Here is a 16573-nt window from a genome sequence, read left to right as displayed (position 1 = left end):
CCCGTATCCGGCACACCATCCGTATTTCCGGTATTGCTGGATCCCTGCTCACCAGACCGATCCGGCGAGATCAGCGGAGTTCCCTTATTCTCATCCTGCGCCGGATTGACCAGCTTGCCACCCGTCAGGTCATCATCAACCGGCACGGTTTCCGTTTTGCTGCCTGCCCCATTTGTATGCTGCTGGCTCTGCGCCGAAACGATTGCCATCAGCACGCAGCTGGGATTTGCCCGGCAGGTCGAATCAAGGCCTTCCTTAACTGCTTTTGTCAGTGCCAGGGCCGCCTGCTCATTAGCTCCGCCTTTGCCTGCTTCAGCCATCGCCGCCGAGTTCAGCGTTTCGTGCGCCAGCATCTGCTGCAACATGCCCATACCGACCATGTTATTGCTGATTTCATTCTGGCCCGCCTGCGCGCCCGCGACCGCACCTCCCGCACTGTCTCCGGCAATGCCGCCCGCAAGGCCCGCCGCAACCGTGCCCAGTGCAACCAGCGTCTGCTTCTGCTGTTCGCTCATCTGGCTTACCGGAACGTCACCATAAAGTGCATTTTTGATGGCTTCACCCATCGCGGCGGTGGTAGCTGCGCCTGCAGCGCCCGCTGCCGCTGAATTCCCCTGTGCCGCAGCGATGACTCCGGCTACCGCAGCATGTGCCATTATACGACTGGCCTCATCCGGCGCTTTCTGCTTAATCAGTTCTGCAAGGTAAGGGGCCGAACCGCCAGCCAGTGCGGCTTTCAAATCGCCCCCCGCCAGGCCCTGAATCGCCGCCGTCGCCGCGCTGATGCCCTGCTGCACCGAGCCGCCGGTTCCCATTCCGCCGGCCAGCATCTCCCGGTTGTACAGCGTCTGATAGACCTGTCCGGTGATGTCGGCCGCGGTCGGCTCCTGACCCGGGTTTGCTTTCCGCCACTGCGCTTCGGCGTCCTTCTTCTGGTCCGGCGAGATGTTCTTCATCTTCTCCGTGGCCGCTTTCGTCGCCGCAATCTCGCCCTGCGTCCGCGCGATGTCGCCCGCCTGGCTGCCGATTTCCGCCAGCAGCTGCGCCGTCTCCATCCGCCGCTGCTCTTTATCCTTGTCGAAGATTTTATCCAGTCCCGGATTCGCACCCGCCGCGTCGCGGCTCAGGTCCGCCACGTCCTGCGTCTGCTTCGCCTTATCCCGGATAATGAGGGTGCCGTCGCTCACCGCCGCCTTCGTCACCGACGAGGCGCTGCCGCTGCCGTTCAGCCCCGCCAGCAGGCCGTTCGCCATGTTGCCTTCGAACTGGCTGCCGATGCTGCCGCCGGTGCTCATGCCCACGCTCTGATGCCCGGTTTTATAGTCCGCGTGGTTCTCAATATTGCTGAAGCCCAGCGTGCCGGTGTCGAGACGGTTCTTATCGGCGGCGGCGGTGGAACTGATCACCGCGCCGTTCAGCTGGGTGTGCTCACCCGCCGTCACGTCAAAGCCGCCCTTCCCGGCAAAGATGCCGGTCTGCCCGGCCACGCTCTGCCAGTTGCTGTGCATCCTGTCCTGGCTGAGGTTTACGCTCGCGGAGCCGGTCATCGAGCCGAAGGTGAAGCTGCCGCCCGCGCTGGCGTTCTGCTGCCTGCTGTCGTAGCGGTCGCTGTCCTGCTCTGAGGTCAGCGTCAGGTTGCGGCCGGTATCCACCTTCACGCTGTCGCCGCGCACCTGTGCGCCGGTCAGCGTGGTGTCGCGCCCGGCGTTCAGGCTCAGCCCGTTGCCCGCCGTGAGCGTAGTCTCGGTATGGGTCAGCCCGCTGCCGTTCTCGCGGCCTTTGCCCGCGTTGACGCTGGCTGAAACGCTGATGCCGTAGCCGCCCGACCCGGCGGTCAGGCCGATACCCAGGCTGCCACCCTTGCTGCTGTTAGTGCTGTCGGTGCGCTCGCTGTTCTGCGCTGAAAGCAGGCTGATGTCGTTTTTCGCCGTCAGCCCGAGGTCGCCGCCCGCCTGAAGCTGGCTGCCCTGCACGAGGATGTCGCCCGCGCTGCCCGGCTGTGCGCCGGTGGCGGTGATGGCCAGGTTACCGCGCGCGCCCAGCGTACTGCCACTACACCTCTGCATCCTTCTTCTGCTCTGGCGTTATCATCTTCAGCTTATCAGTGGCTGTTTTCGTCGCCGCAATCTGCCCCTGTGTCCTGGCGATGTCCACCGCCTTAACGTCAGGTGTACTTAAGTTTTTGCAGGTTTCTTTTTTGGCCTAAAGCAACAATTTCACAATCAGGTTCGTCATAACGCCCCAATGCAAAAAAAACAACACCATTATTTATCCAGATATTACTCATCCATTCTGTTATCTGCCTCGGTATGGAAGCAGTCATATTTACATTAGTTGATTGGATGGTTGAAAAAAACACCTTCTCGCCGCTATTAATTAAGCTTTCAATTACTCCCAAGCTATTTGATTTAACAGAACCTAAGCCGGAAAGAATCAACCCTTCACTTCCCTTAACTATCACATCTTTTTTTTCCTCAACCCCATTAACTTTAACACCTCTAACATTAAGTAAACCCCAGGTTTTTCTGTGGTTAACAATTGCGCTATCAGGTTGCTCCGCTGATAAAACGACAAATGTGTATATATCTTCATCGCTAACACATGCAGAATAACTCTCTACCATTTTTTTCAATAAACCCTCACCAAATTTTTTTAGTGGCGCATTGGGTAATTCCCAGCTCACTGCAGAGATACCCTTGCCGCTTATTGAAAATAAGTTAAAATCTGTAATCTCATTTTTTTCATTTATATCTTCAGCATATCTAATAACAACATCAGTAGTCATAGTGGTTACCTGCAGGATCGTTAAAATGTGAGCCTCGATTTTGAGGATCATCGACTCCAAAGAAATGGCCTCCAGCATCATCTCTTATATAAACTTTTTGCGTACCTCCTCCCGGTTTTGAACTATAAATTCATATATATAACCTGGTTGAGGATTACCACGCTTGTCTATATTAGGGGATACCTTATTGGGGCTCTGACTCACTGGTATACCAGACTGTCTCTTCGCCTCATTAAAAGCACCTGAGCGACCAGCCCCTTCTGGCGACATATTCGCCGGCTTGTCCCCTTCAGTCAGATAAGCCAGATCATCCTTATTCTGTTCAGAAATCGGCGTAACCGTGGTATTGCCTCCCGTATCCGGCATACCATCCGTATTTCCGGCATTTCTGGATCCCTGCTCACCAGACTGATCCGGCGTAACCAGCGGAGTTCCCTTTCTAAGGTAAAACAGCCAGTTCGAGTAGGCCCTTCTCACCATTGCCGACCCGAAAATACAAAGATGAAAGCTTTTTAGAAACCAAGATATTTATATTAATACAAATGTAACCATCAATAGTGATGGCTACCTTTGCTAGCTAATTAATGATTCTATCTACAGTTAATTTTCATTATTTATACAACGCATACTTTAATACTGGATAAGGGTCTTTAGGTCGTTGGTTAAATATTAGCTCCCAGCACCCAATCTGCATTTTTTCGTTACACTTAAATCCCTGCGAGGATGCATCTTTAACAGCAATCTGGAGACTAGACAGCATAGCCTCGCTCCCTTCGGTTGTACTGTGAGACAATCCATTTCGTGTTAAATATTCACCCATCTGTTTAGTTTCATTTGGGTTTACCTAAACTGTTTGCCCATTAACATTTAATTCAAAAGACTTTGGAATGGAAGTCCCGGGTATTGCATGTTTAGTTGCTTTAATCGAATCAAAGACAGTTCCCCTTGGCAACTGAGTGTTTTTCGCCGCATTAGCCGCCACAGCCCTCGCTACCATCGCCTCAACCGCAGTCTTACCAACACCCATAGCTCCTGCTGCACCAACTCCTCCCGGCGTTACCGCTTCCGCTACCTGCAACCCGGCATTGTTCAGGCAGATTGTCGGTGCTGCCTTGCAGCCTTCCAGAGCCGCTTTAGCCGCCGCCACGATTTATGGTGTGGCACCCACTATCATCGTACCGCCGGCTACGTCAGCAACATCTGCCGATACCACAAGGTTACCTTCAGCCACACCTTTCGCGATATTTGCTTTACAGGCTGTATCACAGTCCGGCGTTTTGCCAAACCAGAATCCTGGGTCTGAACCGGGTGCCGCGCCCAGCCATTATTCTCTAATATTTCTTATCATTTCAATTTCATTCGCATCACCGATCGCAACAATTTCGGATGACTTATATTGTTCATCACCCAACAGAATAAATACAATAGCTCCTTTCGATAAGACATAATCCAACGTCTTACTGAAAATATCTTTTTTTATAATTAAAACAAACTCGTCCTCATCAAACAAACTCTCAGACATGTAAAAATAAAACCCTCTATCTTTATATGAAGATGTTTTAACCATATCTGTTATCTCATTAAAAAATAGCTTAGCATAACCGAAAAGTTTAATTTTATTACCATTAGCCAAAATAACTTCTTTCTTGTTTTCAAGAAATTTATAGCTCTTATAACCATAAGGCTTGAATCCCCAAAAACCTTTATGCCGGTTTATTTTTGTATCATCTATCCAAGGCGATAATTGACCATAGTAATAAAATGACTTATCAACACCCTGATAGCCAATACATTTTAATATTTCCCAAATAATTTCAACGTAGCCATCATTTCTGTCAGGTAAAAATAATTCAAGACTAATGGCCTCATAGTCTGAGGTAAGTTCATCGATATAGTCAAAGCAAATAACATCATTATCAGATTTAATGCTATGTGCAGTCCTTACTTTATACTTAGTAGTCATAATGATTACCAACATCATCATTAAAATGTGGCCCTCTGTTTTGAGGGTCATTACCTCCAAAGAAATGGCCTTTCGCATCATCTCAAATAATTAACGTTTTAATCTTACCGTTTTCATCTCTCATATCAAACTCATAGTTTTTTCCCGGCTGTAATTTACCACGGCGGTCATAGTTAGGAGTTACTCTATCCGGATGTTTTGATACAGGTATACCAGAATTGCGTTTCGCCTCGTTAAAGGCCCCTGAGCGCCCCGCGCCTTCTGGCGACATATTCGCCGGTTTATCGCCTTCAGCCAGATATGCCAGATCATCCTTATTCTGTTCAGAAATCGGCGTAACCAGCGACGTTCCTTTCTTTTCATCCTGTGCCGGATTGACCAGCTTACCACCCGTCAAACGATTGCTTCACGTACCAGCATTCCGTTTGCCGGAATATCACCATATTTTTCTTTACAGACGGAAGCATTAGAAGAACATACCGCTATCATTTCCTGCTGCTGTTTAAGACTCAGATCTTCCATTTCTTTAACGACTTTTCCGCAGTCGCCACGGGATTCACAGCCTTTGGCCTTAGCCGCAAAATCATCTATCTGCGTCGCACTCAGCGCATTATTCTCAACAACAACATTTGCTCAATCCCGGCTCAGTCTATTCAATGGCTGGGATTTTCAGATCATAGAGATAGTTTATCCAGTAAATTATTTAGTCTCTCTGTATCTTCAGGATTCAACAGGAGATACCTCTCACATGCCAGACGGACGTACTGATAGCAGACTTCTTCACTAACAATGACAGTATCTGCTTCAGAAGCGGGATAGCCAACGGCAAATTCAACGCCTTCAAAATGTTCGCTTTCATCATAACTATCCATATCTGGAAAATTACAATAAGCACCATCGGTGTTAAAGCCGACTTTTCTTATTATGTGTTCAATAACCTCCAGAAAATTCTTATCAGAGGACATGATATTAAAATAACCTACGATGATCTCATTTAAACCTGAATGTACATCCGACATGTCAAATAAGTTCTTATTCATATCAATTTTCCTGTAAATTAATTTGGGTGAAAATTTCTAACTGTACCTGTAGATTTATCCACGTATATTCTGAAGCTAACACCGCCAGCAACAACATTTGCCGTACCATTCGGGCTGCTCATAGCTTCTTTATAACCACTAGCAGCGGCCTGCTGTCCGAGTTCTAAGATCTTCTGATCCGAGAATATTTTAGGATCGTAGATGGTTTTAGTTTCAGGTGTTGCTTTGTAATCTCCGGTCAGATTTCCAGCCCGATCTTTCGTCGGTATTAAATACTTCACCTCAGTAATACCTTTTACGCCAGTAGGTGTCTCACTGACGATTTTTACATTGTATTCCTTAGCGGCATCGTAAAACGCATTGGAATTATGCCCCCCCGAGATCCCATTTTTTTGTGTAAATCCATCCACTGTTGCCAGATGCTTCGGCTGGTCAATTCTGAAATTCACTCCATCAGGATAAGTGATCGTCGTGGTACCTTTCTCTACACTGGTTTTGTAAGGCAATGAGTTACCATCATACTGACCACCCGGATATTCCACATTCGTAACCGTTTTATCCGGTTTTAGGCTAAATTCGCCTTCACTGGATTTCCAGGCTGATGGCGGCATGTCAGGTATAGCCTTCCCGGTTTTCGAGACAACCTTAGCAACAACCTTCTCCGTCAGTACCGCACCACCTTTCACCACTCCGGCACCGCCAGCCAGCAGACTGGCTATATCGGTGACCAGCTTACCGCCTTCAACACCCGCATTAAACGAGCCGCTGGCCCCGGCTTTCTGGTACTCTGCCTCCATCCGGTCAATGCGGTCGATATAAGACTGCTTCACCGCGTCCGAGACATTACCTAACCCGTCACCGCTGTTAAACAGTGCCTTCAGTGCCTCGTAAGTTTCTACCGGACTGCTGGCCGTTTTCACGATACTGTCCACCGCGTCATACAGCCCTGCCGGAACCCCTGCCACCATTCCCGCCGCGAAGCTGCCGTCCTGTCCCAGATCTATAGCAGTCCATTTCGCCTGCGTCTGGGCTTTACAGGCCACGCTCTGACATTCTGCCAGCTCTTCTTTCTTTTGAGCCTGTTGTTTCTGGCTCAGATAGTTATTCTCAACCGCATTTCTCCCTGCCTGCGCGCCCGCCACCGCACCGCCCGTGCTGTCTCCGGCCACACCGCCCGCAAGTCCCGCCGCCAGCGTCCCCAGCGTGCTGATGGTCTGCCGCTGCTCCTCACTCAGGTCTTCGCGCTTAACTCCCGGATACATCTGCTGCGCGATGTACTCGCCCATCGCCGCACCAGAAGCACCCGCAAGTGCAGGATTACCCGACGCGTATGACGTCACCGCGCCCACTACCGCGTGCGCAATCAGGTTTGCCTGAACGTTCACCACCTCTTTGCCGTCCGGGCCTTTCGTGGTCGTCAGCTTGTGTATCTGCTCCGCCAGGTACGGCGCGGCCGCCCCGCTCACCGCCTGGGCAATGTTGCCCCCCGCCAGCCCCTGTATCGCCGCCGTCGCCGCGCTGATACCCTGCTGCACCGGCCCGCCGGTTCCCATTCCGCCGGCCAGCATCTCCCGGTTGTACAGCGTCTGATAGACCTGTCCGGTGATATCCCCCGCGGTCGGCTCCTGACCCGGATTCGCTTTACGCCACTGCGCTTCGGCGTCCTTCTTCTGGTCCGGCGAGATGTTCTTCATCTTCTCCGTGGCCGCTTTCGTCGCCGCAATCTCGCCCTGCGTCCGCGCGATGTCGCCCGCCTGACTGCCGATTTCCGCCAGCAGCTGCGCCGTCTCCATCCGGTTCTGCTCTTTATCCTTATCGAAGATTTTATCCAGCCCCGGATTCGCACCCGCCGCGTCGCGGCTCAGGTCCGCCACGTCCTGCGTCTGCTTCGCCTTATCCCGGATAATGAGGGTGCCGTCGCTTACCGCCGCCTTCGTCACCGACGAGGCGCTGCCGCTGCCGTTCAGCCCCGCCAGCAGGCCGTTCGCCATGTTGCCTCCGAACTGGCTGCCGATGCTGCCGCCGGTGCTCATGCCCACGCTCTGATGCCCGGTTTTATAGTCCGCGTGGTTCTCAATATTGCTGAAGCCCAGCGTGCCGGTGTCGAGACGGTTCTTATCGGCGGCGGCGGTGGAACTGATCACCGCGCCGTTCAGCTGGGTGTGCTCACCCGCCGTCACGTCAAAGCCGCCCTTCCCGGCAAAGATGCCGGTCTGCCCGGCCACGCTCTGCCAGTTGCTGTGCATCCTGTCCTGGCTGAGGTTTACGCTCGCGGAGCCGGTCATCGAGCCGAAGGTGAAGCTGCCGCCCGCGCTGGCGTTCTGCTGCCTGCTGTCGTAGCGGTCGCTGTCCTGCTCTGAGGTCAGCGTCAGGTTGCGGCCGGTATCCACCTTCACGCTGTCGCCGCGCACCTGTGCGCCGGTCAGCGTGGTGTCGCGCCCGGCGTTCAGGCTCAGCCCGTTGCCCGCCGTGAGCGTAGTCTCGGTATGGGTCAGCCCGCTGCCGTTCTCGCGGCCTTTGCCCGCGTTGACGCTGGCTGAAACGCTGATGCCGTAGCCGCCCGACCCGGCGGTCAGGCCGATACCCAGGCTGCCGCCCTTGCTGCTGTTAGTGCTGTCGGTGCGCTCGCTGTTCTGCGCTGAAAGCAGGCTGATGTCATTTTTCGCCGTCAGCCCGAGGTCGCCGCCCGCCTGAAGCTGGCTGCCCTGCACGAGGATGTCGCCCGCGCTGCCCGGCTGTGCGCCGGTGGCGGTGATGTTCAGGCTACCGCCCGCACCCAGCGTACTGCCCTGCGCCTCGCGGCTTTCGGTGCGGGTCTCGCTTTTCGACGACTGGCTGCCGTAAGAAAGACTGATGCCGACCGAGTTGGTGGAGCCTTCTTCATAACCTTTGTCGCCCGGTTTCAGGCCTGCGGCGGTGTTTCTGGCGTTCGCCGCGCCGGTCTGCGCGCCGTCCATCTGGTACGCCTGCGCGGCCTGGGCCGCCGTCAGCGCCGCTTTGGTGCCCTGCAGCGCCTTCAGCCGGTCATCGCCGCTCTCATCGGCGGTGCGGGCGGTCTGCACCGCCGTGTTCAGCGCCGCGCCCACCGTGCCGGACAGTGCCAGCGTCAGCCCGCTCTGCTTCTGCTCGGTTTTCGTCAGTGCGGTGTGGCTGTTTTCGGCCGCACTGAGGGTCACGTCGCTGCCGCTCAGGGAGAGATCTTTACCGGCGATCACGTCGCTGCCGTGCACGTTAAGCTGGTTACCGGCACTGAGGGTGACGCTGCCGTCGCTGCTGCCCACCGTGCTGCCGCGGCTGAGTGCGCCGCTGGCGTCGGTGCTGCTCTTCTGTATCGCCTGACCCACGGTGAAACCGATGCCGCCGGTGCCCATCAGGCCCGATTTTTTCTCCTCGCGCTGATGCACTTCATCACGCGTTTCTGTGGCGGTCGCGATGCTGAGATCGCGGCCGGCGGTCAGGGCAACATCCTGCGTACCGGCGACGTTGCTGCCGGTCATGGCAATGTCGCGGCCCGCCTGAAGCCGGACGCTGTCGCCGCTCAGCGTGGTACTGAGCGCCTCGCTGCTGTGCAGTTCGTCGTGGGTTTCCAGACTGCTGCCCGACAGCAGCCCTTTGCTGGACTGCCTGCTGTGTTCGGTGAGATCGGTACGGCTGTTGCCCGCGCTGAGCACGATGTCGCGTCCGGCACTGGCGGTCAGTGCCCCGCCCGCCGTGACGTCCGCTGCCGTAGCGCGGATATCCTGTCCGGCACTCAGCTGCAGCGCGCCGCCGGCAGTGATGCGTGTCCCGGCATCGCTCTGCTGTGACAGGCGACGGTAGTTGCTGCTGTTCCAGCTGTCATTTTCAGTGTGCTGCGTGCTGAGGGTGTCGAGCGTCAGGTCATTGCCCGCCTGAATCTTCGTGGTGCTCTTCTCTCCGGCGTTGCCGATATCGCTGGCGGCCAGGGTGATGTTGTTCAGCGCGCTCAGCGTCAGGGCTCCGTCGGTGCCCTGCACGTAGATACCGGCCGGACGATCTATCCAGCGGTCGGTGCCGTCGCCGCGCAGCGTTGACTGGCTGGTAATATCCCGTCCGGCCAGCAGCGACACCTGCTTATCACCGCTGATGACGCCGCCCAGGTTAGTGATATCCTGACGGGCGGTGAGACTGACCGTGTTGCCGCTGATGTAGCCGCTGTTGGTCAGCGACTGCGCCGTCAGCTGCGTCACGTCGCGGCCCTTAATGGTCCCGCTATTAGTGATGTCGTTGCGGGCATTCAGCGCCACGCTACCGCCCCCGATCAACGCGCCGTCGCCGGTTAAGTCACCCTGCTTCACCTTCGCATAAACCTGCGGTACCAGCACGGTCTGCTGTGTGCCATCCGGCAGCGTCACGGTCTGATTCACCAGCCAGACGATATCGCTGGTGAGCAGCGCCATCTGCGCCGGGGTCAGCGCCACGCCAAGTTCCAGCTCGTAGGCTTTGCCGAAGGCTACCCCATTATTCATCAGTCCGCGATACTGATCTTCATCACTGCCATACCCGCTGATATAGCGGTTGCCGGTCAGCTGGATAATCTGATCGCGCACCAGTCGCTGCTCGTAATAACCATCGCCCAGCCGCTTCAGGATCCGGCTGCTGTCGGTGGTCAGGGCGTTCTGCATATAGTCGCTGCTGAGCCACTGCTTCTGATTCACAAAGCGCGGATCGGTCTCGACCAGGTAATGGCTGTCGCTGCCAGGTTGCAGCTGGTACAGGCTGTTATCCGGCAGCCGGATATCAGGTGAGACGGCGCGGATCACCGGCGTAATCGTCTGTCCATCGACGACCGTTGCTGGCAGCGTCAGCGAAAATTGTTGCCCGACCGGTAACAGCAGCGGCCGGTCTTTAAGGCTGCCGAGCTTGTCCAGCGTCAGCGCGCTGTCATAGCGTAATCCGGCTGGCAGTAACGCACTGCCGCTATCCGTGGCACTCAGCGCCACCGCCGCAACCGTCTGCTGGACGGCTGGTGTGTCGATGCGATCAGCCTGCGCGGTGACGCCCTGCAGCTGGCGGTTGCCGGTCTGATAGCCATTACCCTGTGGCGCAGCATTCGCCTGCCAGCTCAGCGTCTGTAAATCGATGGTTTCCGTCACGGGCGCAGGGCGATACGTTTTCTTATCTTTGCCCTGCGACGTTTTGGTTCCACCCAGTTTCTTTTTCTTCTTCTTCGCGTACCAGCGAACCGATTTCCCGTCGTCCGTGGTAACGCGCGTTCCTTTTGTCGCCTGATTATTCAGCTCGCCTATCTGACCGCCCAGCATAGCACCCGCGACAATCTGGCTGTCGTGATTGTTAAGACGGCCGGCGCTAAAGGTCATGTTACCGCCCGACAGAATTTTGCCCGGATCGCTCTCTTTGATCTGGGTTTCCTTCACTATCCGCCGGTAGTCATACTCATAAAACTCGCTGCCGCTGCTGCCATCCGGCATTTTTGCCGTGTGCACGCCATACTTGTTTTTTTTGCTGGTATCCACGTCGGCCCAGTCAAAACGATCGGTGTGGCCTTTTAGCACCGCGTCGTGATGCTGACTATCTTCGGTCGTAACGACCTGCGTGGTCAGGTGGCGGTTGGTATTGTTGATTTCCGCCATGCTGATCGTGGCATCCTGCCCGGCCTCAATTGTTGCCCCGTCATTGTTGAGCTGCTGCCCCTGTCCGGTGGCCTGATTGTTCGCGTCCAGCTGGCCGCCTATATGCAGATCGCCATCACTGTAGATCAGCGCGTGGTCACGGTTGTTCAGCGTGCCAGCCGCAATATCCAGTCGCTGCCGCGCCGCAATCACCGCTGATTTGCCCGCTTCGCTGAGGTTGTTGAGCAGCGTGGCTGCAATGGCAATGTGATCGCCATAGATACGGCCGGTGCCGCTGTTATTCAGGACGCCCGCCACCAGGTGTGTCAGTCCGCCGTCAATCAGACCGCGATTGTTCAGGGTGTCAGCTGCCGTAATTTCAGTCTGCCCGCCGCTGATCTCGCCATTTGCCTGATTACTGATATTTTGCGCGGTAAGGAATAGCGCCTGCTGAGCAGCGAGGGTGCCATCGTTGGTCACGTTTCCGCCCGCCGTCAGGCGCAGCGTGCCGTTGGCTTTGACCTCTGAGAGATTATGAAAATCACCTGCCAGCGTGATGCCAAGATTCCCCTGCGACAAAACCTGTCCGTCGCCACTCAGGGAAGCTGCGTGGATCTGTGCCTCTTTATCAGCAATCAGCGTACCCTGCTGATTGTTGATGGCGAGCGCCTGCCCCTGGGTTGAGTCCTGAATAGTCAACGTATCCGCTGACGAGATCAGCCCGCTGACGTTATCCAGCGCCTGTTGCACTGTGAGTGCCAGCCTCTGTTTTGCGCGCAGAGCACCCTGACTGTTGTCCAGCGTGCCGGTTTCGAGGGTTAAACTATCCGCTTCAATCCCTTTGCCGCTCTGTCGGGTATCGCGGTTGATCAGCGATGGCGTGGTGATCGTCATCTGCTGGCCGCCCTGAATCAGCCCGCTGCGGTTATCCAGCTGCTGGCTCAGCGACAGGGTGCCGTTGCCGACGCTTTGCACCAGGCCGTCATTGTTGACCAACTGACCCGCCGTCAGCGATAGCGTGCCTGCTGAAAGGAGTTTACCCGCCTGATTGTGTAGTGCGTTCTGTCCCGCATTGAGCGTCAGATCGGTGCCACCCTGGATCTGTCCCTGCTGGTTATCCAGTGCGCCACTTTCAATATTGAGGTTACCGGCACCGGCAATAAGTCCGCGCTGGTTAGTCAGCGTCTGACCTGCCGTGGTGAGGGTGATATCCCCCGCCGACTGCAGTTTACCGTCATTGTTGTTCAGCGCCTGACCGTAGAAAGTCAGCCCGCCATTGCCTGCGATCTGCCCCTGGCTATTGTTCAGTTCACTGGCACTGAGTGATGCCTGCTGTCCGGCGGCAATGAAACCCGTCTGGTTATCAATTGCCCCGCTGCGCAGATACAGACTGTTGAGGGCAACGATACCGCGCTGGTCACCACTGTCGCGATTGATCAGGGCGTGACCCTGAGTGTCCAGCGTCATGTCGCTGCCAGCCTGTAACAGGCCACCCTGGTTTTGCAGCTCCCCGCTGGTGAGATCGAGCCGCCCTTTGCCGCCCGTCAGCGTGCCGGACTGGTTGTTGATATCGCCCGTCACAACCTGCGCGCCGCTATGACCGGTGATGAAGCCGCGCAGATTATCCAATGCGCCGCTGTAGAGCTTCAGCATGCCCGCACTGAACAGGCCGCCTGCGGCTCCGCTGTCACGGTTGATCAGGCTGTTGCCGTGGGTGTCCAGATGCAGATCGCCACCCGACTCAATCCTGCCTGCCCGGTTGTTGAGGAGTCCGCTATCCAGTTGCAGGGTGCCTTTAGCACCCAGTTGACCCTGCTGGTGGTCGAAGGTCTGCTGATGAGTATCGATGCGAATATTCTGTCCCAGCATCACCCCGCTACGGCCATCAATCTGGCCACTGGAGAGCAGCAGATCGCCGCCTGCAATAATACCGCCGCGTTCGCCGCTGTCGCGGTTATTCAGTTCGCCGCCCTGGGTGTTGACTGACAGCGCCTCACCCGACTGAAGCAGGCCGCGCTGGTTATCCACGCTGCTGCTTTCCAGCGTTAGTCCATGATCGGCATTAATAATCCCATCGACGTTGTTCAGTCCACCGCTGGTGAGCCGCATAGTGCCCGCAGAGACCAGCGAACCCGTGCTGTTATCGAGATCACCACTGCTGATATGCAGATTAGCCCCCGCAATAACGCCGCCTGATGCCGCATTATTCAGCGCCTCTCCGTGCGTATTAAGCTGCATATCACCGCCGGACTGCAGTCGTCCGCCGCTGTTATCCAGCGCGCCACTGCTCAGCAATAGTTCACCCCTGGCGCTGAGCAGTGCAGATCTGAAATCAGCGGACTGGCCCTGCGTATCGATCACCAGGTTTTGTCCCTGAATGACGCCGTGATCGCCCGCTAACTTTCCGGTTGAGAGTTGCAGATCGCCGCGCGCCACAATGCCGCCGCGATCGCCGCTGGCGCTGTTGTTCAGCTGTGCGCCGTGAGTATTCAGTGAGAGCGCCTGCTCCGATTGTAATAAACCTCGCTGATTGTCGAGTGCGCCGGTCTTCAGCGTCAGCGCCTCATCAGACATCAGTGTGCCGTCAATGTTGGTCAGCAGGCCGCTGCTGATACTGGCCGCCGAAGCAGCGGCGATAACGCCGTTCTGGTTATCCAGGTCGCCACTGTTAAGGGCAAGTGCGCCACCGCTGATTATCCCTGCTTTACCGCTGTCACGGTTAATCAGCGCCTGGCCGTGGGTATCAAGTGTCAGACCGCCGCCTGACTGGATCAGACCGGTGTGATTGTTCGTTGTCCCGCTGGAAATGCTGAGATCGGTACGGGCGACCAGGTTGCCGCCAGTATTGTTCAGTTCACCCTGCTGCGTGTCGATGGTCACGCCGCGGCCGAGCAGGGTTCCACGCTGATTCTCCAGCGCCTGACTGCGAAGGGTGACCTGCTGACCCGCTTCGATGCGACCCTGGGTGTTATCAATAGCCTCACGGGTTAACAGTGCAGCCTCACCGCCAGTTGAAGCAATCAGGCCCTGCTGATTATGCAGGCTTGCGCTGGTGAGCTGCAGATTGCGACTGGCCTGCAGCGCACCCTGCGTGTTCGTCAGGGTCTCCTGAACCTGCAGTTGCAGATCGCCGCTGCCCGCAGCCAGCAGCGTGCCCCCGCTGTTATCCAGGCTGCCTGATGAAAGATGCAGATTACCGCCGCTCTCAATCCGTCCACCACGGTTGTCTGTGTCACCCGCAACCGCAATCGCCATCTCGCCTGCGCCACGCTGCGACAGCAGACCCTGATGGTGATCCAGCGTGGCCACCGTCAGCGTCAGCGCCTCTGCCTGGGTGTGTCCCTGTGAGAGATCGAGCCTGTCGCCGCTGAGCGTTAACGCACCCGCTGACAGCAGATTGCCCTGATTGCCCTCCAGCCGGGTCGCATTAAGGTTCAGCGCGCCATTATTACCCGCCAGCTGCACGGTGCCGCCCTGATTATCCAGCCATGGTGTATCCAGCTGCAGTGAGTCACCGTTACCTGCGATGAGTCCGCTGCGGTTTTCAATATGCTGCGCCTGCAGCCGGGTATCGCCTTCATTGCTGAGCGTGCCCTGATTGTTAAGCAACGAACCCGTGGAGATCGTCAGGGCTTCGCGGTTTTGCTGGCGCAGCAGGCCGCGATTGTTACTGATGTTTTGTGCTGCGACAGCGAGGCTGCCCGCCGCCAGTTTGCCGTCATCATTGTTAAGCGTCGTCGCAGCCTGAATCCCGAGTGTACGGCCCGCCACCGTGGCGCCCTGGGTGCTGATATCCGCCTGCGTAGAGGTCAGCGCGATGGCATCTGCTGAGGTATGGCTCCCGGCAAGATCGACCCGGCTGCCCCGCGCCTGAATCTGGTCGTGCGCCAGGTTTTTACCCCGCGCTTTAAGCTCACCCTGGCTGGTCAGTAGCAGATTACCGGGCTGGCTCAGCGTCTCATTGCCGCCAACGCCTGCCGCCAGCGTACTTTCAGCGGTGCTCTCAATGGTACTGGCGGAGAGCGTAGCGTTACGGCCTGCGCTTACCAGCCCGCTGTTGCGCAGCATGCCGCTGGAGGTCAGCGTGACATCCTGCTGTGACACGATGTTGCCGCGGTTCTCCTGGTCGCCAGTGCTGGCTATCTGCATTGATGCCTGACTTTGCAGCGCGCCGCTGTTTTCCAGTCTGCCATCCACTGTCAGGTGCAGTTCACCGGCGCTGGCCCCCAGTTCACCGGCATTACGCACGCCAACGCCCTTCTCAGTACCGGTCAGCGTAATTTTATGGGCATACATGCCGCCAATGGCCGCAACATCGAGCGCAAATTCAGGCCGTGTCGTTCCATTATCCGCTTTCACCGTAGTGACTGAACCTTCAGCCGCAACCTGGTTCCTGCCCGTAACCACGTTGAGGTCGCGGGCATGAACTTTTGCGTTAACCGCTACCGACTGCGCAATGATTTGGGTGTAGTCAGCATCGCTGTCATTCAGGCCCTGACCTTCGATATTGATTCGGCCGCCATTAACATCGAAGCCTTTGAGCTGGCCGTTTTCAATCAGCGCCTGTCCGGTGGTCAGCGTATTGCGGCTGGCGTTGATAAATCCGCAACCGTTACAGGTAATGCCTGACGGGTTAGCAATCACCACCGCCGCCCGCTTGCCGGCCACTTCGATAAAACCGTTTAGCTGGCTGGGATTACGGCTGTTGACTTCGTTGAGGATAACGCTGGCTTCCTGCTTTGAAAGCCACGGGTTAGCCGCGACCATACCGCCAATCTGCGTCTGGCTATTCTGATGGCTGTTGTTCAGGATGGCGCCCCGCGCATCCACATCCAACTGACTATACTGGTTGCGCGATACGCCCTGGCTGTTTGGCGTCTGGATATTGATCTGCGGCAGTCCGTTAGCCGTAGACATGACCGTTGGCTGCTGGCTGGCTGGTGCGTGACTGTCCGCCACGATATTCGCCTGCACCGGCAGGCTGACCATGCCCGCGGCTAGCCATAGTGAGAAGCTCAGCGGTGAGATACGCAGTCGCGCTTCTGCACGTGCGGCGCGCTGGCGGCGACGGGCCACCGGTGAATAGCCGCTACGGGCGATGTCAGACACCACCATCAGCATGCCGCGGACCCGGTTAAAGATAATGCGAAAGCAAAGTTTATTCATAATGCGCACAGTCCATTGTCAGCATGAG

General features: G+C 56.4%; 7 protein-coding genes and 1 pseudogene. All 8 read right to left on the bottom strand.

Annotated features, from left to right (window positions below; genetic code table 11):
• Nucleotides 1–371: 371 nt before the first annotated feature.
• Nucleotides 372–2051: pseudogene (locus AC6I8I_RS07420) on the bottom strand (hemagglutinin repeat-containing protein); the annotation flags it as partial.
• 113 nt (nucleotides 2052–2164) lie between these two features.
• Nucleotides 2165–2785 carry a hypothetical protein gene (locus AC6I8I_RS07415; RefSeq protein ID WP_497828487.1) on the bottom strand — a complete coding sequence of 207 codons (621 nt, stop codon included), beginning with the start codon at nucleotides 2783–2785 and terminating at the stop codon, nucleotides 2165–2167.
• On the bottom strand, nucleotides 2775–2873 hold the full coding sequence (locus AC6I8I_RS07410; protein WP_497828638.1) for a hypothetical protein: 99 nt from the start codon (nucleotides 2871–2873) through the stop codon (nucleotides 2775–2777). Before AC6I8I_RS07410 ends, AC6I8I_RS07415 begins: the two co-directional genes overlap by 11 nt.
• 1236 nt (nucleotides 2874–4109) lie before the next feature.
• The gene (locus AC6I8I_RS07405; RefSeq protein WP_497828486.1) at nucleotides 4110–4829 is read right to left on the bottom strand and encodes a hypothetical protein; all 720 of its coding nucleotides are present in this window, start codon (nucleotides 4827–4829) and stop codon (nucleotides 4110–4112) included.
• Nucleotide 4830: 1 nt separating this feature from the next.
• On the bottom strand, nucleotides 4831–5145 hold the full coding sequence (locus tag AC6I8I_RS07400) for a hypothetical protein (RefSeq protein WP_191919849.1): 315 nt from the start codon (nucleotides 5143–5145) through the stop codon (nucleotides 4831–4833).
• A complete protein-coding gene (locus AC6I8I_RS07395) occupies nucleotides 5142–5270 on the bottom strand; it encodes a hypothetical protein (protein WP_346544218.1) in 129 nt (42 codons plus the stop codon). Before AC6I8I_RS07395 ends, AC6I8I_RS07400 begins: the two co-directional genes overlap by 4 nt.
• 152 nt (nucleotides 5271–5422) lie before the next feature.
• Entirely contained in the window at nucleotides 5423–5788 is a 366-nt protein-coding gene (gene cdiI, locus AC6I8I_RS07390) for a ribonuclease toxin immunity protein CdiI (RefSeq protein ID WP_497828485.1), read from the bottom strand.
• 17 nt (nucleotides 5789–5805) lie between these two features.
• Nucleotides 5806–16545, bottom strand: coding sequence for a hemagglutinin repeat-containing protein (locus AC6I8I_RS07385; RefSeq protein WP_497828484.1), 10740 nt, complete (start codon nucleotides 16543–16545; stop codon nucleotides 5806–5808).
• Between the last annotated feature and the right edge of the window lie 28 nt (nucleotides 16546–16573).

The sequence above is a fragment of the Pantoea sp. X-Soil-YNGN-775 genome (assembly GCF_059730575.1).
Note: the sequence above shows the minus strand (reverse complement) of the source record. Positions and strands in the feature narration are given on the sequence as shown.

Bases quoted from the DNA above. Each gene is read 5' to 3' on its own strand.
- AC6I8I_RS07415 (WP_497828487.1), bottom strand. From the start codon at position 2,785: ATGACTACTGATGTTGTTATTAGATATGCTGAAGATATAAATGAAAAA.
- AC6I8I_RS07405 (WP_497828486.1), bottom strand. From the start codon at position 4,829: ATGATGCGAAAGGCCATTTCTTTGGAGGTAATGACCCTCAAAACAGAG.
- AC6I8I_RS07395 (WP_346544218.1), bottom strand. From the start codon at position 5,270: ATGGAAGATCTGAGTCTTAAACAGCAGCAGGAAATGATAGCGGTATGT.
- cdiI (WP_497828485.1), bottom strand. From the start codon at position 5,788: ATGAATAAGAACTTATTTGACATGTCGGATGTACATTCAGGTTTAAAT.
- AC6I8I_RS07385 (WP_497828484.1), bottom strand. From the start codon at position 16,545: ATGAATAAACTTTGCTTTCGCATTATCTTTAACCGGGTCCGCGGCATG.